21 protein-coding genes are annotated in these 24,147 nt (G+C 71.2%); 14 read left to right on the top strand and 7 right to left on the bottom strand.

Going from position 1 to position 24,147, the window contains the following annotated elements; genetic code table 11:
* Positions 1-19 precede the first annotated feature (19 nt).
* On the top strand, positions 20-688 hold the full coding sequence (gene leuE, locus OG959_RS13705) for a leucine efflux protein LeuE (RefSeq protein ID WP_326658464.1): 669 nt from the start codon (positions 20-22) through the stop codon (positions 686-688).
* Positions 689-691: 3 nt separating this feature from the next.
* Here leuE and OG959_RS13700 read toward each other — a convergent pair whose 3' ends face one another.
* Entirely contained in the window at positions 692-2,125 is a 1,434-nt protein-coding gene (locus tag OG959_RS13700) for an FAD-dependent monooxygenase (RefSeq protein ID WP_326658463.1), read from the bottom strand.
* 57 nt (positions 2,126-2,182) lie between these two features.
* Here OG959_RS13700 and OG959_RS13695 point away from each other — a divergent pair, with 57 nt between their 5' ends.
* Positions 2,183-2,833 carry a TetR/AcrR family transcriptional regulator C-terminal domain-containing protein gene (locus OG959_RS13695; protein ID WP_326658462.1) on the top strand — a complete coding sequence of 217 codons (651 nt, stop codon included), beginning with the start codon at positions 2,183-2,185 and terminating at the stop codon, positions 2,831-2,833.
* Between the two features lie 54 nt (positions 2,834-2,887).
* Here the strand turns inward: OG959_RS13695 and OG959_RS13690 are convergent, their stop codons facing one another.
* The 4 genes from OG959_RS13690 to OG959_RS13675 form a co-directional block, all read right to left on the bottom strand.
* Positions 2,888-3,814: a class I SAM-dependent methyltransferase gene (locus OG959_RS13690; RefSeq protein ID WP_326658461.1), complete on the bottom strand. Its 927-nt coding sequence runs from the start codon at positions 3,812-3,814 to the stop codon at positions 2,888-2,890.
* A gap of 70 nt (positions 3,815-3,884) precedes the next feature.
* On the bottom strand, positions 3,885-6,392 hold the full coding sequence (locus OG959_RS13685) for a YfhO family protein (RefSeq protein ID WP_326658460.1): 2,508 nt from the start codon (positions 6,390-6,392) through the stop codon (positions 3,885-3,887).
* Between the two features lie 119 nt (positions 6,393-6,511).
* Complete coding sequence (locus OG959_RS13680) at positions 6,512-7,897, bottom strand: polysialyltransferase family glycosyltransferase (RefSeq protein ID WP_326658459.1); 1,386 nt, start codon at positions 7,895-7,897, stop codon at positions 6,512-6,514.
* The gene (locus OG959_RS13675; RefSeq protein WP_326658458.1) at positions 7,897-8,874 is read right to left on the bottom strand and encodes a glycosyltransferase family 2 protein; all 978 of its coding nucleotides are present in this window, start codon (positions 8,872-8,874) and stop codon (positions 7,897-7,899) included. The genes OG959_RS13680 and OG959_RS13675 overlap by 1 nt, the downstream gene beginning before the upstream one ends.
* Before the next feature lie 209 nt (positions 8,875-9,083).
* On the opposite strand from OG959_RS13675, the gene OG959_RS13670 reads away from it, so the two are divergent.
* Genes OG959_RS13670 through OG959_RS13655 form a run of 4 tightly spaced genes read left to right on the top strand, consistent with a single transcriptional unit; the run spans position 9,084 to position 13,730 of the window.
* Entirely contained in the window at positions 9,084-10,433 is a 1,350-nt protein-coding gene (locus OG959_RS13670) for a DUF6716 putative glycosyltransferase (RefSeq protein WP_326658457.1), read from the top strand.
* Positions 10,434-10,465: 32 nt separating this feature from the next.
* A complete protein-coding gene (locus OG959_RS13665) occupies positions 10,466-11,713 on the top strand; it encodes an acylneuraminate cytidylyltransferase (RefSeq protein ID WP_326658456.1) in 1,248 nt (415 codons plus the stop codon).
* An 11-nt stretch (positions 11,714-11,724) separates the two neighbouring features.
* Positions 11,725-12,660, top strand: coding sequence for an N-acetylneuraminate synthase family protein (locus OG959_RS13660; RefSeq protein ID WP_326658455.1), 936 nt, complete (start codon positions 11,725-11,727; stop codon positions 12,658-12,660).
* A gap of 11 nt (positions 12,661-12,671) precedes the next feature.
* A complete protein-coding gene (locus OG959_RS13655) occupies positions 12,672-13,730 on the top strand; it encodes a hypothetical protein (RefSeq protein ID WP_326658454.1) in 1,059 nt (352 codons plus the stop codon).
* A gap of 24 nt (positions 13,731-13,754) precedes the next feature.
* On the opposite strand, the gene OG959_RS13650 is transcribed toward OG959_RS13655, so the two are convergent.
* On the bottom strand, positions 13,755-14,129 hold the full coding sequence (locus OG959_RS13650; RefSeq protein ID WP_326658453.1) for a type II toxin-antitoxin system VapC family toxin: 375 nt from the start codon (positions 14,127-14,129) through the stop codon (positions 13,755-13,757).
* A complete protein-coding gene (locus tag OG959_RS13645) occupies positions 14,129-14,371 on the bottom strand; it encodes a type II toxin-antitoxin system Phd/YefM family antitoxin (protein ID WP_326658452.1) in 243 nt (80 codons plus the stop codon). Before OG959_RS13645 ends, OG959_RS13650 begins: the two co-directional genes overlap by 1 nt.
* 235 nt (positions 14,372-14,606) lie before the next feature.
* Between OG959_RS13645 and OG959_RS13640 the strand changes: the two genes are divergently transcribed.
* The 8 genes from OG959_RS13640 (at position 14,607) to OG959_RS13605 (ending at position 23,844) form a co-directional block, all read left to right on the top strand.
* On the top strand, positions 14,607-15,218 hold the full coding sequence (locus tag OG959_RS13640) for a hypothetical protein (protein ID WP_326658451.1): 612 nt from the start codon (positions 14,607-14,609) through the stop codon (positions 15,216-15,218).
* 128 nt (positions 15,219-15,346) lie between these two features.
* Positions 15,347-16,585, top strand: a complete 1,239-nt coding sequence (locus OG959_RS13635; protein ID WP_326658449.1) for an amidohydrolase — start codon at positions 15,347-15,349, stop codon at positions 16,583-16,585.
* Positions 16,586-16,723: 138 nt separating this feature from the next.
* Positions 16,724-17,776, top strand: coding sequence for a BMP family lipoprotein (locus tag OG959_RS13630; protein ID WP_326658448.1), 1,053 nt, complete (start codon positions 16,724-16,726; stop codon positions 17,774-17,776).
* Positions 17,777-18,138: 362 nt separating this feature from the next.
* On the top strand, positions 18,139-19,671 hold the full coding sequence (locus OG959_RS13625; RefSeq protein ID WP_326658447.1) for an ABC transporter ATP-binding protein: 1,533 nt from the start codon (positions 18,139-18,141) through the stop codon (positions 19,669-19,671).
* Positions 19,671-20,789: an ABC transporter permease gene (locus OG959_RS13620; RefSeq protein WP_326658446.1), complete on the top strand. Its 1,119-nt coding sequence runs from the start codon at positions 19,671-19,673 to the stop codon at positions 20,787-20,789. Before OG959_RS13625 ends, OG959_RS13620 begins: the two co-directional genes overlap by 1 nt.
* Positions 20,786-22,048, top strand: a complete 1,263-nt coding sequence (locus OG959_RS13615; protein WP_219568749.1) for an ABC transporter permease — start codon at positions 20,786-20,788, stop codon at positions 22,046-22,048. Before OG959_RS13620 ends, OG959_RS13615 begins: the two co-directional genes overlap by 4 nt.
* An 11-nt stretch (positions 22,049-22,059) precedes the next feature.
* Positions 22,060-22,449, top strand: coding sequence for a cytidine deaminase (locus OG959_RS13610; RefSeq protein WP_219568781.1), 390 nt, complete (start codon positions 22,060-22,062; stop codon positions 22,447-22,449).
* A 117-nt stretch (positions 22,450-22,566) separates the two neighbouring features.
* The gene (locus tag OG959_RS13605; RefSeq protein ID WP_326666362.1) at positions 22,567-23,844 is read left to right on the top strand and encodes a thymidine phosphorylase; all 1,278 of its coding nucleotides are present in this window, start codon (positions 22,567-22,569) and stop codon (positions 23,842-23,844) included.
* The last annotated feature ends 303 nt before the right edge of the window (positions 23,845-24,147 follow it).

Here is a 24,147-nt window from a genome sequence, read left to right as displayed (position 1 = left end):
CCCGTGCGAGACTCCGTCCATGCTGGGTGTCACCGACCTTCCGACCTATCTCGCCGGCCTCGTGCTCATCGTTCTGCTGCCGGGGCCGAATTCGCTGTACGTCCTGTCCGTCGCCGCCCGGCGCGGGGTACGGACCGGCTATGTCGCAGCCGCCGGGGTGTGGACCGGGGACACCGTGCTGATGACGCTGTCCGCGCTCGGGGCCTCGTCCCTGTTGCAGACGACGCCGGTGCTCTTCACCCTCGTGAAGTTCGCCGGTGCGGGCTATCTGACCTGGCTGGCGATCGGGATGCTGCGGGCCGCGGTGTCGATGTGGCGCGAGCGGCATCGCCGGGTGGCCGAGCTCACCGGCGAGGGAGCGGAGGCGCCCGGGACCCCGGCCACGATGGAGCGTCCGTACCGGCGGGCGCTGGTGGTCAGCCTGTTCAACCCGAAGGCGATCCTGTTCCTGATCTCCTTCTTCGTGCAGTTCGTCGACCCGGGCTACGCCTATCCGGCGCTCTCCTTCCTGGTGCTGGGCACCCTGCTCCAGATCGCCAGCTTCCTGTACCTGTCGATGCTGATATTCGGCGGCACCCGGCTGTCCGCCGCGTTCCGCCGCCGCAAGCGGCTGTCGGCGGGGGCCACCTCGGCCGCCGGCGTGCTGTTCCTCGGCTTCGCGGCGAAGCTCTCGCTCAGCAGCGTCTGACGCTCAGCCGGTTTTGAGGCCGAGGCCAAGCGGCGCGACGTACTCAGCGAGACCGGCCGTGTCCTCGCCCGCCCAGCCGACGTAGCCGTCCGGCCGCACCAGGAACAGCCCCTTGCCGTACGCCTCGTAGGCGTCCATGCGGTGCACCCTGACCTGTGAGCCGGCGAACTCCGGCAGTTCCGCGTCGGTGCCGACCGCCAGCAGCGTGAAGTGCGGGCCCCGGAAGACGTCGAACAGCCGCCGCTCGCCCGTCGGCCCGTCGGGGGCCCGGTCGCCCGCTTCCAGGACGCCCGCGCGGCCCGCCGACAGCGGCCCCTCGCGGTAGCCGAGGCCCAGCTGCTGCGCGGCCGCGCCCCGCTCCTGCTCACCGCGGTGGATCCGGGTGGACAGGCCGAGCATCTCCGCGGCGATCGGGCGGCGCTCCTCCTCGTAGCTGTCGAGCAGGGCGGCGGGCGCCCCGTGGCCCAGCACCTGGCCGAGCTTCCAGCCCAGGTTGTACGCGTCCTGCACGCTGGTGTTGAGCCCCTGGCCGCCCGCGGGGGAGTGGACGTGGGCGGCGTCCCCGGCCAGGAAGACCCGCCCGTCGCGGAACCGGTCGGCGAGTGCGGCGCGCGGGCGGAAGTCGGAGGCCCACAGCACCTCGGTGACGTCCCGCGCCTCCAGATGGGTGCGCTCCGCGACGACGGCCCGGACCCCCTCCGGGGAGATGTCCGGCTCGCCCTCCTTGAACTGCGCGACGAGCTGGAAGTCCGCCGTGCCGGGCAGCGGGCACAGCGTGATGAACCCCGCGTCGGTGCTCATCATGTGCCAGTTGAGCCGGTCGAGCGCGTCCTCGGCGACCCGGACGTCGGCCACCAGCATCGGGGCCGGGTCCACCGTCTCCCCGGTCATCGCGATGCGCAGAGCCCGCCGCACGGTGGAGCGCCCGCCGTCCGCCGCGATCAGGTAGGAGGCGCGGACCGGGCCGGTGGACAGGTGCGCGGTGACCCCGTCCGCGTCCTGGGCGAGCCCGGTCAGCGCGGCCGAGAACACCACGTCGCCGCCCAGTTCGCGCAGCCGGGCCAGCAGGATCTCCTGGGTGCGCCACTGCGGCATCATCCAGGGCTCCCCGTACGGCTCCGCGTCCGTCGGCGCCGCCACCCGGAACATGTGGTGCTCACCCATCCGCTCACCGGCCTGCCAGGCCATCCCGACCGGCGCGGGGCCCCCGTGCTCGCGGACGGCCGCGCCGACCCCGAGGTCGTCGAGGACCTCCCGGGTGCGGGGCTGGATGCCCTTGCCGCGCGAGCCGGGGAAGAGGGCGGGCGCCTGCTCGACGAGGAGCGCGGGGACGCCGCGCCGGGCCAGGTCACACGCCAGGGCGAGGCCGCAGGGGCCCGCGCCGACGATGAGGACCGAGGTCTCCGTGAATGCTTCCTTAACGCTGTTAAGTTCCATGCGTCGCAGTGTGTCCTTAACGTTGTAAAGCTGTCAAGGGCGGGCTGTTAACTTGGCATGGTGGGTACGACGAAGATCGACCGGTCCCGAGTGGCCGACACGGCACTGCGGCTGCTGAACGAGGTGGGCCTCGACGGCCTCAGTCTGCGCGCCATCGCCAGGGAGCTGGACGTCAAGGCGCCCGCCCTCTACTGGCACTTCAAGGACAAGCAGGCGCTGCTCGACGAGATGGCCACGGTGATGTACCGCCGGATGCTCGACGAGGGCCTGCCGGGTCCGACCCCGGACAGCTGGCAGGACCAGCTCGTCGCGTACAACAGCGGGCTGCGTGCCGCGCTGCTGCGCTACCGCGACGGGGCCAAGGTCTACGGGGGTGCGAAGTTCACCGGCACCGACCACGCCGACGGGCTCGAAAGCCATCTGCGGACCATGGTCGACGCGGGCTTCGAGCTGTGGCAGGCCGTCCGGGCGGGCACCACCGCGTACGCGTACACGATGGGCTTCGTCAGCGAGGAGCAGGGCGTCCGCCCGATGCCGGACCAGCAGCGCGAAGGCTTCGACATCGGTGAACGCGCGGAACGCATGGCCCGCTACCCGCTGGCCGCCGCGGCCGGGGCGGAGATCTTCGCCCACTACGACGAACGGTTCGAGGACGGCCTGCGGCTGATCGTCGCGGGCATCGAGGCGCGGTACGGGGGAGGGGCGTGACGGGGCGGGTGTGAACGCGCAGGCGTAAGGAGGCGGGGGCGAAGGGGTGGTACGTCACTCCGCCCGCAGGTACGCCGACGTCGAGACCCGCCCCAGCATCCGCAGCCGCGAGGATCCGCCCGCCAGGTGCTTGTCCAGGGCCTCCTGGACGCCAGGCCACGACGCGTCGCCGTAGTCGTCCAGCACCACGATGCCGCCCGGGGCGACGATCTCCTCGACCCACTCCAGGTCGGCGGCCACGCCCTCCATGGAGTGGTCGCCGTCCACGACGATCACCCCGTACTCCCGGTCGGCGACCTCGGCACGCACCTCCGGATCGGAGGAGAAGCCCTGCCGGATGCGGGGGTGATGCGTCGAACCCGCCCCGGTCAGCGCCAGGTTGGCCCGTACGACGTCCTCGCGCACGGGTGTCCCCGTGGGGTCGGCGGGCTGGGACGTGCCCGGCTGGAGCTGCGACCCGGCCAGCGGGTCGACGATGGTCAGGTCCGGCTGGATGCCCGCCCGGTGCACCATCCGGGTCAGCGCCGCGGCGAACAGCCCGTACAGCGTGCCGATTTCGAGAATGGCGCCGTTCGGCGGAGCGAGCAGCGGCACCGTAGCCAGCTTGCCGCACACATTGGACGTGGACCCCGCCAGCCGCCCCACACCGAGCGCCTCCAGCGCCACCACGGTCCGGTAGGCGGTGACGACGCTGCGCCGGGCCTTCGCCTCGTCACCGTTCAACGCGGCGATCTGGCGCACCAGTTGGTCGATCTCCCGGGCGGGCGGGATCCGGTGCGCGCCCCGGCCTGTCCCGTCGAGCAGCAGTCCCAGCGCGTACTGGCCCCGCCGCATCTCCTCGGTGTCCCGCCGCAGTGCGGCGAGCTCGCTCCGGAGCGGTTCGGCGGCACGCTCCGTCCGCAGCCGGATGCGGCGGTCGACCAGGGTGAGGGCGGGGCGCAGGGCGCGTTTCGTCAGACGGTTCTTCAGGAGGGAGGGCATGGGTGGGAACGTACGCGCGCGGAGCGGCTCCTTCCCACCACGCCCAGATGAAGTCTCGGTGTCGTCACGGCTACCGGGGCAACCGAACGGCCCGCCCGCGCATCCGCGCCCGGGGGATCAGGACCGTCGCCAGCAGTGCCGCCAGGGCACCCGCCCCCGCGAGGCTCCCGGCCCGCAGCCCCGGCGGCCGGAACGTGCAGTCCACCGTCGTCCGGTCGCCGTTCACCGGCGTGGCGACCAGGCCGAGGTAGGAGTCGGCCGGATGCCCGTCGCAGCTCCAGCCCGCGATCCGGGGCGCGGCCAGCACGGCCAACCCGTTGGTGCCCGGCTGGAGTTCGGCTCGCACGCCGCTGCCGGTGACGTCGACGCGTGTCGCGCCGGTCCGCTTCAGCCCGGCCACGGCGGCGTCCAGGCGCCCCCGGTCCAGGCAGCCGAGAGCCTCGTGCGGAACGGTTCCGGCCCTGGCGACCCGCAGCGGTACCGCGAGCTGCCCGCCACCCGTCCCCAGCATCCGCATCCCGGCCCGCCGCCCCGGCAACTCGCCCCGGAAGTCGGCCTGTTCGCCCGAAGTGCCGAGCTGGGCCCGGCCGAACAGGTCCGGGGCCCACAGATACACCTCGCTGTTCGCGGGGCAGTTCGCGGTCAGGCTGTACGCGCCCGGCCGCACCCGGTAGTCGTACGCGCCCTCATCCGTGGCGGCCGTCCCGTCCGCGGCGCGCAGCGTGGTTGCGGGCACCGTGTACACGGCCGCACCCAGCAGCCTCTCCTGGTTGCGGAACGGCGAACGGCCCAGCCGCGCAACGGCGTCGGCGGCCGGCCGCAGCGTCACCAGCGGGGGCGCGTCCTGCCGGGTGACGGTGACCGGGCGGCCGTCCGGACGGTTGAAGCCCTGATGCGGATCGCGTGGCATGCGGACCCGGGCGCCGACCGAGAACACCGCGTCGGTCACCGGGTTGTCCAGGCTGTGCAGGGCGCGGCCGTTCGACGTCCAGCCGGCACCCAGCGCGAGGAACGTGCGGGTCAGCACATCCGGTGTGTGACTGCTGTAGTAGGCGCCGCCCTGCCCGCCGACGAGCAGCGGGTCGTTGGCGGTGGACTGCTCCAGGCCCGGGTCGGTGCGGTAGCGCGGCCAGCCGTCGGCGCCGGCCACCGCAGCGGCCTGGAGGGTCTGGCGTTCACCCCAGGGGGCGTAGTCGTCGAGCCGGTTCAGCCGCTGCCGGTCGGCGTACGCGGTCGTCGCGGCGGCCTGACCGGCCTGCGCCCCGATGAGCAGCAGGGCCGCGAGCACGGCGAACCTGCCGCTGCGGGCCAGGACGAGCGCACCGGTCACGGCCAGCAGGCCCGCCGCGAACAGCGGATACGTCCAGCCGGTGATCAGGGTGCTGGACGCGGCGCCGGCCGCGATCAGCACCAGGACCCCCGCGCCGCCCAGCAGGGTCCGCCGGTCAGGCCAGGCGGTGGCGACCGAGAACCAGGCGGCGATCACGACGAGTCCGGACAGGACGAACGTCTGCCGGAACGGGCTCCCGTTCGGTGTCGCGAAGGCATGCCACAGCAGATGTGTGGGCCCCCACTGCAACGACAGCGCGACCGCGGCCACCAGCCCCGCCCACACGAACCGTTCGGTGCGCGGCACGGCACGGTGGAAGGCCAGCGCGCAGGCCAGCAGCAGGGCGCCGGTCCCGAGGAACAGCGCCGGACTGAAGAAGCTGTACGTGGCCGGCAGCAGCCTCGCGGCGACATCGGGCCAGGCGGCCGGGGCGAACGTCCGGTTCCAGCCCGGGTAGGCGTGCCGGGTGCCGAGGAACACCGGCACCAGGACCGGCGCGGCCAGTCCGATGCCGATGAGCACCGTGCGTGCCGCCCGCACCAGGCCCCGGATCCGCTCCCGCGACGTCCCGTCCTCCAGCAGGAGGCGTGCCACCAGCACCAGGGCGGCCCCGAGCGTGGCCATGTACGCGGTGTAGAAGTTCGACACCCAGGCGAGCGTCACCAGGAGCGTGCCGAGCACCGGACGCCGTCCGGTGCGCGCCCACTCACCGGCCAGGCACAGCAGCGGGAACGCGATGAGCCCGTCCAGCCACATCGGGTTGTAGGCGGCCTCGACGACCGACCAGCCGCACAGGGCGTACGAGGCGCCGAGCACGGCCGCCGCCCACTCCCGGCCGCGGCCCCGGCGCAACGCGGTGAGCAGCCAGGTCATGGCCGCCGCCGCCACGCCCGTCTTCACCAGCGTGACCGCGTACACCGCCAGGTCGATCCGGTCCCGGGGGAAGACCCCGACGAGCAGGGCGAACGGGCTGCTCAGATACGTACCGAAGTCCGGCAGGAAGCTGCTTCCGAAGCCGGACTGCCAGTTCAGCAGCAGCCCGCCGTCCGCCCGCCCGTGCAGCAGGTCCCAGAGCCGGGTGTGGAACGGGACGAACTGATTGCCCAGGTCGTTCACGCTGCGGGTGTGCGGGCCGAACGGGTAGCTGCGGGCCACCGCGTCCCCGGCACAGACGGTCGCGACGGTGAGCAGGGCGGCCAGAGCGGCGCCCCGGCCGCGCGGCGATCGGATAATCGACGGAGTCCTCATGATGAGTCGAATATGTCATCGAACATCGTGAAATCGCGGGCAGCGAAAGGCGGTTCACCTGATGGACGGCCAGGCTTCACGCAGCTGTCCCCGACCGGACGGGCAACGCCCCGGGCGGATCAGCCCGCCGCCGCCCGCTTCAGGGTGCGGGCCTTGCGGGCGAGGCGGCGGACCGTCGCGTTGCGCGGGATGAACGCCAGCTGTGCGGGAACGGCCCCCGGCAGCCCGAGCGCGGTCAGCCGGCGCCGTTTGAAGTACCGCCAGAGGGTGTCGCGGTGCCGGTCGAGATAGCGCTCGGCCTCGGGGCGCAGGGCGGCCTGGATCTGCGGCTGCATGGCGTATCCGACCGCGGCGAGCAGGCCGGTGGGCTCGCCCCGGACCTCCTCGGCGGACGGCAGCGACCAGCCGGCGACCGCGGACGGGTCCTCCAGATCGGGCAGCAGCGCGTCCACGATCGTCAGCGGGACCCGGTTGCTGTTCTGGTACGGGGTGAGCTGCTCCAGCAGCGGACCGGTGCCGACGCGGGCGACCGGGAGCCCGTAGAACGACGCGGCGGTCAGCAGCGCGGTGGAGAAGCAGCCGACGACCAGGGCGGGACGCATCGTGTCGAACAGCGTCTCCGCGAGGACCGGGCTGTCGAGCACGGTGAGGTCCGCACCGAGCCGCTCCGCCTCCTGCTCCAGCGAGCGGGCCCAGTGGGCCGGGGCGCTGGGGTGCGGCTTGAAGACGATCCGGGTGTGGCCGAGCGCGACGGCGCCGCGGAGCATCCGGGCGTGCTGCTCCTCCTCCTGCTGGGGTGTGAGGATGCCCAGAGTGGCGAGGTACTGGCCGAGCAGCAGCGCCGGGCCGGGGCCCCCGTCGTCGTCAGGCAGGTCCGCGGGGCCCGGCAGTTCGCCCAGCACCTTCAGGAAGACGTCCGTCGGCACGATCTCCGGCTCCACGCCGAACTCGGTGAGCAGCAGCGGCCGCAGGCCCGGCACCAGGTCGAGGTGGAGCAGCCGGCGGATGCGGGTGCCGACCAGCTGGTCGAGCTTGCTGCGGGTCGGGCCGTAACTCATCAGCCCGTCGGCGTAGATGTGCACCGGGCTGTCGCCGAAGATCACGGTGAGGGCCTGGGCGGGATTGGCCTGGATGGACTCGCAGGCGATCTCGACGGGACCGTCGCCGATCTCCCACGCGGCACGCACGGCCCGTTCCCACAGCGAGGCGTCCTGGTCCCTGGGCGACCAGCCCGCCGGATGGAACGGGCGGATGAAGTCGTTCCACGACCGCACCGCGTCGAACTCGGCCGCCAGCGCCTCGAATCCGGGCCGGAGGTGGAGCGGGGTGCCGAGTTCGGGGGAGGGCGAGGTGTCGCTCACGACGAGGATGCGCCGGTGTTCCGAGCGCGGGCCGAACTGGCCCGCGCGCAGGGCGGCGACCAGGGTGGCGGCGGCGTACTGCGTGCACGCGGAGAAGATCTGGGTGGTGGACCGGCCGACCGGCGCGGTGTACGTGCCGGGCATCAGGCCGCGACCTCCCGGGAGACGGAGCGGCGGCGGACCCGTCGCAGCTGGCCCGCCCGGCGGTCGCCCAGCGAATTCAGCGTATCGGCGAGAACTTCCTGAGGCATACGCCGCAGGGAAGCCGCGCTCATGGAGCGCAATTTCCGTGCCACTGCCGGTTCGAACCTTTCGATGGATTCCAGGTGATGCGCCATGACCGCGCAATAGGTGCGCACTGCCTTCGGCAGGAGCCGGTCCGCCTCCGGATCCCGGGACGTTTCCTCCAGAACCTGATCGAAGGCCCGGATGAAGTCGAGTTGGCGTACATCACCGATCTGGGTGAGCGAGGAAGCGACTCCGCGCCGGTAGAAGACCCCCGGCAGCCCGACCACCGCGAACGACTCCGCCTCACGGTGCAGCCGCCAGATCCAGGGCCGGTCCTCGGCGGTGCGCAGCCCGTCCCGGAACCGGAGCAGCCCCGAGTCCGCGAGCCGCCGGTGATAGGCACCGGCCCAGGCGTACGCGTAGTCGACCGGCGTCGACCGGTCGGACGGCAGGATCACGTCGCGCGGACGCAGGACGGTGTCGCGCAGACCGTGCGGGACCCGGTGCACGGTGCGCACCCGGTCCGTGAACTGCACATGGTCCGTACGGACGAAGTCGCACCCCAGCCCCGAGATGGCGGCCAGCAGCCGCTCGTAGTGGCCGGGGACGACCCAGTCGTCGCCGTCGAGGAACGTGAGGTACTCGCCGCGCGCCGCGTCGATACCCGTATTGCGTGCGGTGGCCAGGCCTCCGTTCTTCTCGTGCACGACCAGGACGGCACCCGGGATCTCGCGCTCGGCGCGCTGGAGGATCTCCAGAGTCCCATCGGTCGAACAGTCGTCGACGAAGATGAATTCGAAATCATCACGGGCATTGGCCCGGAGACTTCGCAAGGTATCGGGGGCATAGGCCCGTACGTTGTAGAACGGCACGATGACGGAGAGCTTAACCACGCGTCACACGCTAGGCGGAGGTCCGGCATTTACCCTGGCCCTGATGGGGACATCAGGTGAACGACGAATGTCGAAGTGATGAACCGGGTCCATTCCTCACCAGGGGTGGGGCATTTGTGAGGGTGATTCGCCAAGCGTCGGCGGGCTGTTAACCCGCTGTTGCCGCCACGTTGGGCTGCGAATCGAAATGCCTTCCTAGGTTTTGGGACGTGCCCCCACGTACCGAAAAGACGAGCGCCCTCCGGGTCGCCGTCCTCGCCGACTCCGACACCCGATGGAAGTGGGGCGCGCTCACCGCGCGCCGCCTGACCACGGGCGACGGCGGCGCGCCCACGCCCCCCGCGCAGATCAGCGGACTGCTGCTCCGCGGCCGGGCGACCCCGACACCCCGCCAGCTCGCCGAGGTTGGCGACGTCGGTATCGACACCGACCGGGTGCGCGAGGTGACGGCCGTCGAGTTCCTGCACACCGTGCGCGACGAGGGATACGACCTCGTCGTCCTCGCCCTCGTCGGCGGCGCCGTCCAGGCGATGCTGCACGGCCTCGCCGCGCTCAAGCTGCCCGCCCGGCCCGTCGTCGTCACCGGCTACGTCGGCGTCGTCTACGAGAAGCTCGCCGACGGACTGCTGCTGCGGCACGGCGCCGACGTCGTCCTCGCCAACTCCCGCCACGACGCGGAGCGTTTCCGCGCGGTGTACGAGGGAGTGGGCGCCGACGCCTCGGCCGTCACGGAGGCCGCCCTGCCCTTCCTCGGCGGCGCCCCGCACACCCGCGAACAGGGCCGCGACACCGTCGTGTTCGCCGCCCAGCCCTCCGTACCGGCCTCCCGCGCCGACCGCACGTACCTGCTGCGCCGGCTCGTCGAGCACGCCAGGCTGCACCCGCGGCGCGAGGTGCTCCTCAAGCTGCGCTCCAAGCCCGGCGAGCACACCACGCACATCGAGGAACTCCCGTACCAGCGCCTCGCCGAGAGGCTGCCCGGCGGACTCCCGCCCAACTTCCGCCTCGTGTACGGGCACATGGGCGAGGTCCTGGACCGCACCGATCTACTGGTCACGGTCTCCTCGACCGCCGCCCTGGAGTCCCTGCACCGGCGCATCCCCACCGCCGTCCTCACCGACCTCGGGGTCCGCGAGACCCTCGGCAACCACCACTTCATCGGCTCGGGCCTGCTCACCTCCTGGGACCACCTCGACGGCGGCGCCCACCCGGAGCCCGACCAGGAGTGGCTGGCCGGCCAGGGCGTCGCCGCCGACGGCACCTACGCCACGGCCTACGACACCGCCCGGGCCGGGGTCACCGCCCTGCTCGCCCAGGACCGGCTGCCGGACCTGGCGCCCTACTACACCCCCGCCACCGCCCCGGGCTACCTCCCCGGCATCCTCGCCCGCCACCACCTCGCCCCCGACGGCCACCCGCTCCCGGGCGCCGCCGGGCCCCGGGAGACCGGCCGGGTCAGGGGAGCGGTGCGCGAGGCGGTCCGCGACGCGGCCCGGGGCGCGTACCGCCACGGCGTCCAGCGGGTCGCCCCCGTCATCCGACGGATGGGCGAGCTGTGAACACCACCACCAAGTCACTCACTGGAGCAGCGATGACGCAGCCCACCGAGCAGCCCACCGTGCTCGCCGTGATCCCCGCCCGCGGCGGATCCAAGGGCGTACCCGCCAAGAACCTCGCCCAGGTCGGCGGCGTCCCGCTCGTCGTCCGCGCGGTCCGCGCCTGCCTCGCGTCGAGCGAGGTGACGGACGTCGTCGTGACGACCGACGCCCCCGCCGTCGCCGAGACCGCCCGGGCCGCGGCCGAAGCCCTCGGTGAATCGGCCCGGCTGCACTGCGTCCAGCGGCCCGAAGCCATCGCGGGCGACACCGCGACCAGCGAGGCCGCCGTCCTGCACGCCCTGGACACGTACGAGGCGGAGCACGGCAAGGCCGTGGACGTGGTGCTGCTCGTCCAGTGCACCAGCCCCTTCATCGCCCGCGAGGACATCGACGGCGTCGCCGCCGCGGTCGCCCGGGAAGGGGCCGACACGGCCGTCACCGTCGCCCCGTTCCACGGCTTCCTGTGGCGCGACGGCAGCGCGGTCGAGGACCACAACTACGGCGTCAACCACGACAAGAAGGTCCGCCCCCGCCGCCAGGACCGCCCCGAGGACCTCCTCGAAACGGGCGCCGCCTACGCGATGGACGCGGCCGGATTCCGTACCCACCGCCACCGCTTCTTCGGCCACACCGCCTTGGTGCGCACTGACCCCGCCCGCGTCCTGGAGATCGACGACCCGCACGACCTGGCCCGGGCCCGCGCGCTCGCCCCGCTGCTGGACCCGGCCCCGCTGCCCACCCGCGAGGACATCGACGCGGTCGTCCTCGACTTCGACGGCACCCAGACCGACGACCGGGTCCTCGTCGACTCCGACGGCCGCGAGACCGTCGCCGTCCACCGCGGCGACGGACTCGGCATCGCCGCCCTGCGCAAGGCGGGCGTCCCCCTCCTGATCCTCTCCACGGAACAGAACCCGGTCGTCGCCGCCCGCGCCCACAAGCTCCGCGTCCCCGTCCTGCACGGCATCGACCGCAAGGACCTCGCGCTCAAGCAGTGGTGCGACGAGCAGTCCATCGCCCCCGAACGCGTCCTGTACGTCGGCAACGACGTCAACGACCTCCCCTGCTTCGCACTCGCCGGCTGGCCCGTGGCCGTCGCGAGCGCGCACGACTCGGTACGCGCCGCGGCGCGCGCCGTGACGACCACCCCCGGCGGCTTCGGCGCCATCCGCGAGATCGCGGCCTGGCTCCTCGGCCCCACCCTGACCGCTCCTTCCGCCCACACCCCCCTCCCCAAGTAAGGAAACGCACCATGAGCACCTCCCGACTGCGCACCCTCGGCGACCGCACCGCCGGCCCCGGCCACCCCGTCTACGTCACCGGCGAGATCGGCATCAACCACAACGGCGACCTCGACAACGCCATCAAGCTGATCGACGTGGCCGCCGAAGCCGGCTGCGACGCCGTCAAGTTCCAGAAGCGCACCCCCGAGATCTGCACCCCGCGCGACCAGTGGGACATCGAGCGCGACACCCCCTGGGGCCGCATGACCTACATCGACTACCGCCACCGCGTCGAGTTCGGCGAGACCGAGTACCGGGCCATCTCCGAGCACTGCGCCGAGCGCGGCATCGACTGGTTCGCCTCCCCGTGGGACACCGAGGCCGTCGCCTTCCTGGAGAAGTTCGACGTCCCCGCCCACAAGGTCGCCTCCGCCTCCCTCACCGACGACGAGCTGCTGCGCTCCCTGCGCGCCACCGGCCGCACGGTGATCCTCTCCACCGGCATGTCGACCCCGCGCCAGATCCGCCACGCGGTCGAGGTCCTCGGCTCGGACAACATCCTGCTCTGCCACGCCACGTCGACGTACCCGGCCAAGGCCGAGGAGCTGAACCTCCGCGTCATCAACACCCTCCAGCAGGAGTACCCCAACGTCCCGATCGGCTACAGCGGCCACGAGACGGGCCTGCAGACCACCCTCGCGGCCGTCGCGCTCGGCGCCGCGTTCGTCGAGCGCCACATCACCCTCGACCGCGCCATGTGGGGCTCCGACCAGGCCGCGTCCGTCGAGCCGCAGGGCCTGACCCGCCTGGTCCGCGACATCCGCACCATCGAGGCGTCCCTCGGTGACGGCGTCAAGAAGGTGTACGAGTCGGAGCTCGGCCCGATGAAGAAGCTCCGCCGGGTCCCGGGCGTCGTGGCAGAGAGCGGCGAGACGGCCCAGGCCGCCGAGCCGGTCGCGGTCTGACGGGCAGACCGGTGAACCTCGCCTTCGTCGAGAGCCCGGTCCAGCTCCTGAACGTCCTGGAGTGGGCCTACACAGAGGGAGGCGGCGGCCGGGTCGTCGCGGACGTCACCGTCGTCGTCCTCCCTCCGGTCGACCCGATGTCGCGCGGTCAGCTGCGCCGGATGGCGGAGCTGGCCCGCGACGAGGGCATCACCGTGCGCTGGCAGGAGGCGCGCGGCGACTCGGGGACGCCCCTGAAGTCGCTGCGCGCCCTGACCCGGCTCGTACGCAACGCCGACCACATCGTCATCGGGGACCCGTTCTCCCGTTACGTCCAGCTCCTGCTCTCCCTGGTCCGCCCCCGCCGGCTCACCGTCGTCGACGACGGCACCGCCACCATGGAGTTCGTCGCCCTGCTGACCCGCGGCGAGCGCCTGGTGCGCTGGCACCGCCGCGGCGGCTCCGGCCCCCGCGACCTGGCTCTGGCCCCGGTCTCCGCGACCGCCCGCCGCCGGTTCACCCCGTCCGCGGTGCGCGAGGTCGAGCTCTTCACCGCGATGCCGGTGATCCCGCCGCCCGGCATCACCCTCATCCCCAACACCTTCTCCTGGACCCGCTCCCGCTTCGGGCCGCCGCTGCTCACCAAGGGCGCGGACCTGGTCGGCACCTCCCTGGTCGAGACGGGTGTGGTGGACCGCGCCCCGTACCTGGAGGCGGTCGCGGCCCTGGCCCGTACACACGGCGCCACCCGCTACTTCGCCCACCGCCGCGAGTCCACCGAGAAGCTCCACGCCCTGGAGGCGGTCACCGGCCTGGAGATCGTCCGCCCCGACCTCCCCCTGGAACTCATCGCCCGCCGCGGCCCGATCGGCCGCACGGTCCTGAGCTTCCCCTCCACAGTGGTCCACACCCTCCCGCTGGCCCTGGCCGGCACCGAGGTGAAGGTCGCGGTCTGCGACATCGCCCCGGAATGGCTCCGCGAAACGGCGTCCCCGAGGGCGCAGGGCTTCCTGGCCGGGGTCACGGAGACGGCCCGGGACGTCCAGCGGCTGGCGCCGTGGCGGGCTACGGCGGTGACCACGGAGGCGTGAACCGGCCGGGGAGGCCCGTCACGGTCAGACGGGCATGACCTGCACGTCGTAGGAGGGAATCCACTTGTCCCGGGTCAGGACGGTCATCCCCTCGGTCTGGGCCTGAGCGATCAGTATCCGGTCGAAGGGATCCCGGTGGTGCCCGGGCAGCCGACCCGCGCGTACGCCGTGTCCGGAGGTGATGGGCAGCGACAGGAACTGGCTGTCCCGTACCCGTTCCGCCAGGTCAGCCGGCCCTTCCAGCTTTCCGAGGGACTGCTTGATCGCGATCTCCCACGGTGTCACCGCGCTGACGAAGACCGACGGTTCCGTGTCCAGCAGGTGTTTGACCTCGTCGTTGAGCTCGGCGGAGTCGTCGAGCCACCACAGGACGACGTGCGTGTCGAGCAGGAGCTTCATCAGCGCATCCCGAAGGCGTCGGCGATGTCGTCCGGCAGTTCGTCGAAGTCATCGTTGATGCGGATCTGCCCCTGCAGCGAGCCGCGCCCGGTCCGCTTCACGCGGGCGCGCAGCGGCACTACCTTGGCCACCGGCTCTCCTGCTTTGGAGATCACTACCTCCTCACCGGTGGCCACCTGCTCCAGGATGCGCGAGAGGTGGGTCTTGGCCTCATGCACGTTGTACTGACGAGGTGCTTCCACGGCTGCCTCACAGGGAGCGGGTACGGGAGTGGACTAACCAGTGGACTAAGCGTACTCCGCGACTCGCCGCCCCGCTCGACTCCCACGTCAGCGGCTGGTGCGGACGCGGACGAAGGGCAGCCGCACCCTGGCAGGTCTCCCCCTTCCGTCCCCGGGTTTCGCGGGGGCCGCGTCAGGGGCGCCCCAGGGGCATCCCCGATAGCCGCCGGTGGTGCCGGGAATCGATCATCAAGGCATGCAGACACGGGAACTGACCAAGCCTCAGCACAGCTCCTCCGCCACGACGGCGTTCCTCGCGGGCCCGGCCCTGATGGCCGGATACGGCGTGGTGCGGCTGATCGGACGGGCGGCCGGTGACTACGGGCCCGGGGCGTGGTGGTCGTTGGCGCACGCGCTGTTCCTGGCCGGGGTGCTCGCCTTCGTTCCGGTGTTCCTGAGCCTGCGGACGCCGGTCGGGGTGCGGGGCGGCAGACGGGCCGGCGTCCGGCTGGCCGCGGGAGCCGGGCTGCTGGGGGTGGCCGCGGTGGCGGTGCAGGCGGTGATCGACCTGGTGGTCGGGTTCCTCGCGGCGGACGAGGAGGCCATGAGTGACCTGTTCGAGAAGGTGCAGGACGTGCCCGGGGTGATGCCCGCCGTCTACACGGTGGTGCCGATGCTCTTCTGGGTCGGGCTGCTGGCCCTCGTCACGCTGCTCGCGCTGTTCCGACGGGGCGAGGTCCCGGGCCGGTCTCCGCTGCTGGTGCTCGCAGGGACCGTCATGATGGCCATGAGCCTGGACCTGCTGGCGGTCGGAGCCGTGTGTGTCGGGCTGGCGCTGTACCCGATGCGCCGGGGGCTGCAGGGCTGACGGAACGTAAGACCTTACCCAACGTGTCAGAGCCTTACACGCCGTGACCCAGTCATTTATTCGTCTATGTGGCTGAACTTTTCTTGTTTCATGGTCAGTTGGAGGGGGAAGCGCCTTACCCTTCACCAGTGAACCACTCGACGCCCCGCGATTGTGAAGCCCGGCCGCTCACGGCAGAGGCCCTGCCCGGCACGCTGTCCGAAGCGCTGCGCGCCGAGCTCATCGCCTTCCGCCGTGATCTGCACATGCACCCCGAGCTCGGCAACCAGGAGTTCCGCACCACCGCGGCCATCAAGGCCCGGCTGGAGCAGGCGGGCCTCCAACCGCGGGTGCTCGCCTCGGGGACCGGGCTCATGTGCGACGTGGGGACGCGGGGCGAGGGGACGCGGCCCATGCTGGCGCTGCGGGCGGACATCGACGCGCTGCCGATCCCGGACACCAAGGCGGGCGTCCCGTACCGCTCCACCGTGCCCGACCGGGCGCACGCCTGCGGGCACGACGTGCACACCACCACCGTCCTCGGCGCCGGCCTCGTGCTCGCCGGGCTCGACCGGCAGGGGCTGCTGCCCAACCCGGTGCGGCTGATCTTCCAGCCGGCCGAGGAGGTACTGCCGGGCGGGGCACCCGACGCGATCGAGTCGGGGGTGCTGGAGGGCGTCGGCCGGATCATCGGGGTGCACTGCGACCCGAAGGTCGACGCCGGCCGGATCGGGCTGCGGGTCGGAGCCATCACCTCCGCCTGCGACCGCCTGGAGCTGTCCCTGGACGGCCCCGGCGGCCACACCGCCCGCCCGCACCTGACCACGGACCTGGTCACCGCCGCCGCCAAGGTCGCCACCGAAGTACCCGCGCTGCTGGCTCGCCGGGTCGACGCCCGGGCCGGGCTCGCCGTGACCTGGGGACGGCTGGAGACCGGGCACGCGTGCAACGTGATCCCGCAACACGCCGAGATGTCCGGCACGGTTCGCTGCCTTGATCTGGCGGCCTGGCGCGACGCCCCGGACCTGGTGCACGCGGCCATCGACGAGGTGGCCGGAATGTACGGCGCCAAGACGGTGATCAACTACATCAGGGGCGTCCCGCCCGTGGTCAACGACGCGGCCGCGATCGATCTGCTCGGCGGCGCGATGACCGCCCGCCGCGGTTCGTATGCGATCGAGGACACCGAACAGAGCCTGGGCGGGGAGGACTTCTCCTGGTACCTGGAGCACGTTCCGGGAGCGATGGCGCGCCTCGGAGTGCGTACGCCCGGCGACACGCGCGGGCTCGACCTGCACCGGGGCAACTTCGACGCGGACGAGGAGGCGATCACCGTCGGGGTGGAGCTCTTCACCGCTTCGGCTCTGCTCCACGGCAACCATCCGTAACCGGACAGGTCGCCCCCGGTTCACGACGATCCGATAACGGCTGCCGTACAGGTCATTATCTGACATCTACGCGCGTTACGATCGCGGCGAAACCAGCGCCGGAAGAGGCGCTTCGGTCAGGTTTGAAGGAGCCTTCCCTTGCGCCGGATCACTAGGATTGCCGCTGCGGGCGTCATGTCCGCGGCACTCGCACTCAGCGTTACCGCGTGTGGCGACTCGTCCTCCTCGTCGAGCAGCAGCTCGGACTCGAAGGACAAGAAGACCGCCCTCGCGTACGACATCGGCGGCCGCGGCGACCAGTCGTTCAACGACGCCGCGTACGCGGGTCTGGCCAAGGCCGAGAAGGAACTCGGGGTCAAGGGCACCGAGGCCGAGCCCTCGGACGGCGAGTCGGACGCGGACAAGGTCCAGCGCCTCACGTCCCTGGCCCGTGCCGGGAACAACCCGGTCATCGGTGTCGGCTTCGCCTACGCGCCCGCCATCAAGAAGGTCGCGCCGAAGTTCCCGAAGATCACCTTCGGCATCATCGACGACGCCTCGGTGACCGGCCCCAACATCGCGAACATCGTCTTCAACGAGGAGCAGGGCTCCTACCTCGCGGGTGTCGCCGCCGCCAAGGTCACCAAGACCAAGACGGTCGGCTTCATCGGTGGTGTCGAGACCCCGCTGATCAAGAAGTTCGAGGCCGGCTTCACGCAGGGCGTCAAGGACACCGACTCCGCGGTGAAGGTGATCCCCCAGTACCTGACCCAGCCCCCGAACTTCGACGGCTTCTCCAAGCCCGACCTCGGCAAGGCCGCGGCCCAGGGCCAGCTCGACAAGGGTGCCGACGTGGTCTACTCGGCGGCCGGTCTGGCCGGTTCGGGTGCGATCGAGGCCGTCTCCAAGGCCGGCAAGTGGAACATCGGCGTCGACTCCGACCAGTACAACCAGAAGGGTCTCGCCGCCTACAAGGAGTCCATCCTGACCTCGGTCACGAAGGACGTCGAGGACTCGGTCTTCAACCTGATCAAGTCCGTGGTGGACGGCAAGCCGCAGACCGGTGAGATCCGCTACGGCCTCGACAAGGACGGCGTCGGCCTGGCCATGTCGAACCCGAAGTTCACCGCGATGACCGAGGTCATCGCCGCCGTGGACAAGGCCAAGAAGGAAATCATCGACGGCACGATCACCGTCAAGACCACCCCGTAACGACCCCCCGGTCGTACGGCTGGTTTCCCGTGGGCCCGGAGCGCGCAGCGTCGCTGCTCCGGGCCCGTGGGGTACTCCTCCAGAAGTTCCGCCCGTCGCAGTGCACTCTCGGACAGGCCTCGAAACCCCGGCGTTCCGGCCCTGCCGCGCGCATGCGTTTGACGATTCGGCAACGCTACGCGTGTAGACAGCCCTCGGGCGCGATAACTTCACCCCGCCCCCCAGGGGCTGTCCGACCATCCCGCGTGGGCAACCCGCCCGCTGATCCACGTGGAACAGTCAGTCATCCCCTGCCCCTCCGCCTCCCGCTCCTGTCCGGCCAAGGAGAGTGCGTCATCAACGCGTCCAGCAGCCCCCCTGCCGTGGAACTGCACGGCATCACCAAGCGTTTTCCCGGCGTCGTCGCCAACCACGACATCGGCATCACCGTCCGCAAGGGCACGGTCCACGCCCTCGTCGGCGAGAACGGTGCCGGCAAGTCCACCCTGATGAAGATCCTCTACGGCATGCAGAAGCCGGACGAGGGCACCATCGCGGTGGACGGCGAGCAGGTCTCGTTCGGCAACCCGGGTGACGCCATCGCGCGCGGCATCGGCATGGTGCACCAGCACTTCATGCTCGCCGACAACTTCACCGTCCTGGAGAACGTCGTCCTCGGCGGCGAGAAGCTGTACGGCATCGGCTCCGCCGCGCGGAAGAAGATCAAGGAGATCTCCGACGCGTACGGCCTGGGAGTCCGGCCCGACGCGCTCGTCGAGAACCTCGGGGTCGCCGACCGGCAGCGCGTGGAGATCCTCAAGGTCCTCTACCGCGGCGCCCGCATCCTCATCCTGGACGAGCCGACCGCGGTGCTCGTCCCGCAGGAGGTGGACGCGCTCTTCGCGAACCTCCGCGAGCTCAAGGCCGAGGGCCTCACCGTCATCTTCATCTCCCACAAGCTCGGCGAGGTCCTCTCGGTCGCCGACGACATCACGGTGATCCGCCGCGGTACGACGGTGGGCACCGCCGACCCGGCGCACACCACGACCAAGCAGCTCGCCGAGCTCATGGTCGGCAGCGAACTGCCGTCGCCCGAGACCCGTGAGTCCACGGTGACGGATGAGCCGATGCTCCGCGTCGAGGGTCTCTCCCTCAGCATGACGGACCCGGACGGCGTCGTCCGCGACGTCCTCTCCGACGTCGGCTTCACCATCCACAAGGGCGAGATCCTCGGCATCGCGGGCGTCGAGGGCAACGGGCAGACCGAGCTGATCGACGCGCTCATCGGGATGAAGTCCGCGGACAGCGGAGTGATCACCCTGGGCGACCAGGACATCTCCCGCGTGCCCACCCGCAAGCGGCGCGAGAGCGGCATCGGCTACATCCCCGAGGACCGGCACCGGCACGGAGTCCTGCTGGACGCCCCGCTCTGGGAGAACCGCATCCTCGGCCACGTCACCGAGAAGCCCAACAGCCGCGGCTTCCTGCTCGACCCGAAGGCCGCCCGCCACGACACCGTGCGGATCGTGCGCGAGTACGACGTCCGCACCCCCGGCATCGAGGTCACGGCGGCCTCCCTCTCCGGCGGCAACCAGCAGAAGCTGATCGTCGGCCGCGAGATGAGCCACGCGCCGAAGCTCCTGATCGCCGCCCACCCCACCCGCGGCGTGGACGTCGGCGCACAGGCGCAGATCTGGGACCAGATCCGCGACGCCCGCCGCGAAGGACTCGCCGTCCTGCTCATCTCGGCGGACCTGGACGAGCTCATCGGGCTCTCCGACACCCTGCGCGTCATGTACCGCGGACAGCTCGTCGCGGACGCCGACCCCGCCACCATCACCCCCGAGGAACTGGGCTCGGCCATGACCGGTGCCGCCGCAGGTCACCTCGAAGCAGCACCGGAGGACGAGGCCTGATGAAGAAACTCGACAAGGACCGGCTGATCCTCGGCTTCGCCGGGCCGGCACTCGCCCTGGTCGTCGCCTTCGCGCTCAGCACCCTGGTGCTGCTCGTGTCGAACCGCGACCCCTTCGAGCTGTACCGGCTGCTGTTCGAGCAGGCGTCGTACTCCGACGTACAGGTACTGATCATCAACCAGGCCGGTACGTACTACCTCGCCGCTCTCGCGGTCGCGGTCGGCTTCCGGATGAACCTCTTCAACATCGGCGTCGACGGCCAGTACCGCCTCGCGGCGATGATGGCCGCCCTCGTCGGCGCGAGCGTCGACCTTCCGGGACCGTTCCAGATCGCCCTGATCGTCGTCGTGGCGATGCTGGTGGGCGCGTTCTGGGCAGGCATCGCGGGCATCCTCAAGACGACCCGGGGAGTGAGCGAGGTCGTCTCGACGATCATGCTCAACTCCATCGCGACATCGCTGATCGCCTGGCTGATCCTGCCGAAGAACTTCGGTGACCAGGCAGCCGGATCCAACAACCTCACGACGGGCGACATCGCCGAGTCCGGCTGGTTCCCGGGACTGTCCCTGGGCCCCGAGTCCGGAGAGATCTACGGCTTCACGTTCGTCGCCGCCGGCTGCGGCCTCGTGTACTGGTTCGTCCTCAACCGCACCCGCTTCGGCTTCGACCTGCGGGCCACCGGAGCAAGCGAGAGCGCCGCCCAGGCCTCCGGCGTGGACGCCAAGAAGATGATCCTCACCTCCATGCTGATCTCCGGCGCGGTCGCCGGTCTGGCGGGCATGCCGACGCTGCTCGGCGACACCCACACGTACAGCCTCGACTTCCCGGTCGGCATCGGCTTCACCGGCATCACGATCGCCCTGCTCGGCCGGAACCACCCCGTGGGCATCGCGCTCAGCTCCCTGCTGATCGCGTTCCTGGACAAGGCGTCCTCCCCGCTCGACCAGTTCGGGTTCGAGAAGGAGATCGCCACGATCATGCAGGGCCTGATCGTGATCTCCGTCGTCATCAGCTACGAACTGGTCCGCCGTTACGGGACCCGCCGTCAGCAGCAGAAGGTCGGCGAAGAGCTCGCCGCCGGCCACGCCCTCACGACCGAGAAGGAGGCGGCCCTGTGAGCACCAGCAAAGTCTCCGCCGCACGCGTCGCCCCCAAGAAGGGCGGCGGCCGCAAGCTCTCCCTGCCCGTCGTCCTGCTGATCATCGCCGGCGCCCTTGCCCTCGTCTCGCTGGTCCGGCTGATCAGTGGCGCGAACGACATCACCTCCGTGGGCCAGGTCGCGGGCGCCCTCGAACTGGCCGTTCCCATCGGCCTCGCCGGCCTCGGCGGTCTGTGGGCCGAGCGGGCCGGCGTCGTCAACATCGGGCTCGAGGGCATGATGATCCTCGGCACCTGGTTCGGTGCCTGGGCCGGATTCCAGTGGGGCCCGTGGGTGGGTGTCCTGTTCGGCATCATCGGCGGCGCACTCGGCGGTCTGCTGCACGCGGTCATGACGGTCACCTTCGGCGTGAACCACATCGTCTCCGGTGTGGCGATCAACATCCTCGCCGTCGGAGTCACCCGCTACCTCTCGAACTTCACCTTCGCCGACGAGCCCGGCGGCTCCTCCAAGCAGTCCCCGCGCCTGGATGAGATCGACAAGATCACGATCCCAGGACTCTCCGACTGGTTGCAGGACCTCCAGCAACACCACTGGTTCTTCGTCTCCGACCTCGCCGGCATCATCGGCGGGCTCGTGACCGGACTGTCCCTGCTGACCGTCGTCGCCCTGCTGCTGATCCCCGTCACCTGGTGGGTGCTGTGGCGCACGGCGTTCGGCCTGCGGCTGCGCTCCTGCGGCGAGAGCCCGGTGGCCGCCGAGACCCTCGGCGTGAACGTCTACAAGTACAAGTACATCGCCGTCGTCATCTCCGGCGGACTGGCCGGTCTCGGCGGTGCCTTCCTCTCCATCGTCGCGACCAGCATCTACCAGGAGGGCCAGACCGGCGGGCGCGGATACATCGGTCTCGCCGCGATGATCTTCGGTAACTGGATGCCGGGCGGCATGGCCCTGGGCGCCGGACTCTTCGGCTTCACCGACAGCCTCAAGCTGCGCGGCGGCGCGGAGAACGTGCACGCGATGCTGCTGCTCCTGGCGATCCTGCTGGTGATCGCCGCCTTCTGGCAGCTGTACCGGAAGAAGTACGTGGCCGCGGTGGTCTCGGCCGCCTGCTCCGCGCTCCTGTTCACCTGGTACGCGCTGACCGACCAGGTCCCGAGCCAGTTCGTCGACGCCGCCCCGTACGTCACCACGCTGCTCGTGCTGGCCCTGTCGTCCCAGCGGCTGCGGATGCCCAAGGCGGACGGCGTGCCGTACCGCAAGGGCGAGGGCAAGTGACCGCGGGCGTCATGGCCCCGGCCGGCTGGGAGGCGCTGCGTACGGCCGCCCGGGACGCGATGTCCCGGGCGTACGCCCCGTACTCGGGCTACCCGGTCGGCGCGGCCGCCCTGGTCGACGACGGCCGCACCGTCGTCGGCTGCAACGTCGAGAACGCCTCGTACGGCATCGGGCTGTGCGCCGAATGCGGACTGGTCTCCCAGTTGCACGCCACCGGCGGCGGCCGGCTGACCCACTTCACCTGCGTGGACGGCTCGGGCGAGATCCTGGTGCCGTGCGGCAGGTGCCGGCAGCTGCTGTACGAGTTCGGCGGACCGGAACTCGTCCTGGAGACCCCGGACGGCCTCCGCACGCTCGACGAGATGCTGCCGCAGGCCTTCGGGCCCGCGCACCTCGGCTAAGGGCGCCGGACGGGCCCGCACACGCGGGCCCGTCCGGCCTCTCTCTTCTCCTCTATGCGCGTAGAGTCAACGGGACTCATGCGTACGCACACGTACCGGCCGGAAGGACTCCAGGACATGGACGCCATCTCCGTCATCCGCACCAAGCGGGACCGAGGCGAGCTGACCCCCGAGCAGATCGACTGGGTCATCGACGCGTACACCCGCGGCGAGGTCGCCGACGAGCAGATGTCCGCACTGGCCATGGCGATCCTGCTGAACGGCATGAACCGCACGGAGATCGCCCGCTGGACCGCCGCCATGATCGCCTCCGGCGAGCGGATGAACTTCGACGCGCTCTCCCGGCCCACCACCGACAAGCACTCCACCGGCGGCGTCGGCGACAAGATCACCCTGCCGCTCGCCCCGCTGGTCGCCGCCTGCGGCGCCGCCGTACCGCAGCTCAGCGGCCGCGGCCTCGGCCACACCGGCGGCACGCTCGACAAGCTGGAGTCCATCCCCGGCTGGCGCGCCCACCTCTCGAACGCCGAGATGCTGGACGTCCTCGACACCACCGGCGCCGTCATCTGCGCGGCCGGTGACGGCCTGGCCCCCGCCGACAAGAAGCTGTACGCGCTCCGCGACGTCACCGGCACCGTCGAGGCCATCCCGCTCATCGCCAGCTCGATCATGTCCAAGAAGATCGCCGAAGGCACCGGCGCACTCGTCCTGGACGTCAAGGTCGGCTCCGGCGCCTTCATGAAGACCATCGAGGACGCCCGCGAACTGGCCTCCACCATGGTCGCGCTGGGCACCGACAGCGGAGTGCGCACGGTCGCCCTCCTCACCGACATGTCCACCCCCCTCGGCCTCACCGCGGGCAACGCCCTGGAGGTCCGCGAATCGGTGGACGTCCTGGCCGGCGGCGGCCCGCAGGACGTCATCGACCTCACCCTGGCCCTCGCCCGCGAGATGCTCGACGCGGCCGGACTCAAGGACGCCGACCCGGAGAAGGCCCTCGCGGACGGCTCCGCGATGGACGTCTGGCGCCGGATGATCTCCGCCCAGGGCGGCGACCCGGACGCGGCCCTCCCCGTCGCCCGCGAACAGCACGTCGTCACGGCCACCGCCTCCGGCGTCCTGACCCGCCTCGACGCGTACGACATCGGCGTGGCCGCCTGGCGCCTCGGCGCGGGCCGCGCCCGCAAGGAGGACCCGGTCCAGGCCGGCGCCGGCATCGAACTCCACGCCAAGCCGGGCGACGAGGTGACGGTCGGCCAGCCGCTGCTGACGCTGCACACGGACACCCCGGAGAAGTTCGACTACGCCCTGAAGGCCCTCCCCGACGCGTACGACATCGCCCCGGCGGGCACGGAGTTCACGGCCACCCCGGTGGTGCGGGAGCGCATCGCCTGACCTGGTGAACCATGGACACGGCTGAACGGGACCGGCGGATCACCGCCGGTCCCGTTCGCATGTGAGGCGCCGGACGGGTGCGGAAATACCGCCCCATTTCTTCTCCGGCCCGGCGGCGCCGGAAATGGGAGAGGCGGGCCATTTCGGTGCGCCGTACATAGGCCGAGATGCGGCCTTTCATTGTCGACATCACAATAACCAGCCCTTTAGTGAATGTATCGGTCACCTTATTGACAGGCCGGGCGAGATCGTTATTGCATTCGCTCGGCTGTGCGTAGCCACGTGATCACGCATCGGGGGGTG

It is taken from the genome of Streptomyces sp. NBC_00385, from assembly GCF_035917155.1.
Taxonomy (GTDB): Bacteria; Actinomycetota; Actinomycetes; order Streptomycetales; family Streptomycetaceae; genus Streptomyces; species Streptomyces poriferorum.
Note: the sequence above shows the minus strand (reverse complement) of the source record. Positions and strands in the feature narration are given on the sequence as shown.

What these genes read in the sequence shown, in the direction of transcription:
- leuE (WP_326658464.1), top strand. Translation starts at nt 20, where the DNA reads ATGCTGGGTGTCACCGACCTTCCGACCTATCTCGCCGGCCTCGTGCTC.
- OG959_RS13700 (WP_326658463.1), bottom strand. Translation starts at nt 2,125, where the DNA reads ATGGAACTTAACAGCGTTAAGGAAGCATTCACGGAGACCTCGGTCCTC.
- OG959_RS13695 (WP_326658462.1), top strand. Translation starts at nt 2,183, where the DNA reads ATGGTGGGTACGACGAAGATCGACCGGTCCCGAGTGGCCGACACGGCA.
- OG959_RS13690 (WP_326658461.1), bottom strand. Translation starts at nt 3,814, where the DNA reads ATGCCCTCCCTCCTGAAGAACCGTCTGACGAAACGCGCCCTGCGCCCC.
- OG959_RS13685 (WP_326658460.1), bottom strand. Translation starts at nt 6,392, where the DNA reads ATGAGGACTCCGTCGATTATCCGATCGCCGCGCGGCCGGGGCGCCGCT.
- OG959_RS13680 (WP_326658459.1), bottom strand. Translation starts at nt 7,897, where the DNA reads ATGCCCGGCACGTACACCGCGCCGGTCGGCCGGTCCACCACCCAGATC.
- OG959_RS13665 (WP_326658456.1), top strand. Translation starts at nt 10,466, where the DNA reads ATGACGCAGCCCACCGAGCAGCCCACCGTGCTCGCCGTGATCCCCGCC.
- OG959_RS13660 (WP_326658455.1), top strand. Translation starts at nt 11,725, where the DNA reads ATGAGCACCTCCCGACTGCGCACCCTCGGCGACCGCACCGCCGGCCCC.
- OG959_RS13650 (WP_326658453.1), bottom strand. Translation starts at nt 14,129, where the DNA reads ATGAAGCTCCTGCTCGACACGCACGTCGTCCTGTGGTGGCTCGACGAC.
- OG959_RS13640 (WP_326658451.1), top strand. Translation starts at nt 14,607, where the DNA reads ATGCAGACACGGGAACTGACCAAGCCTCAGCACAGCTCCTCCGCCACG.
- OG959_RS13620 (WP_326658446.1), top strand. Translation starts at nt 19,671, where the DNA reads ATGAAGAAACTCGACAAGGACCGGCTGATCCTCGGCTTCGCCGGGCCG.
- OG959_RS13610 (WP_219568781.1), top strand. Translation starts at nt 22,060, where the DNA reads ATGGCCCCGGCCGGCTGGGAGGCGCTGCGTACGGCCGCCCGGGACGCG.
- OG959_RS13605 (WP_326666362.1), top strand. Translation starts at nt 22,567, where the DNA reads ATGGACGCCATCTCCGTCATCCGCACCAAGCGGGACCGAGGCGAGCTG.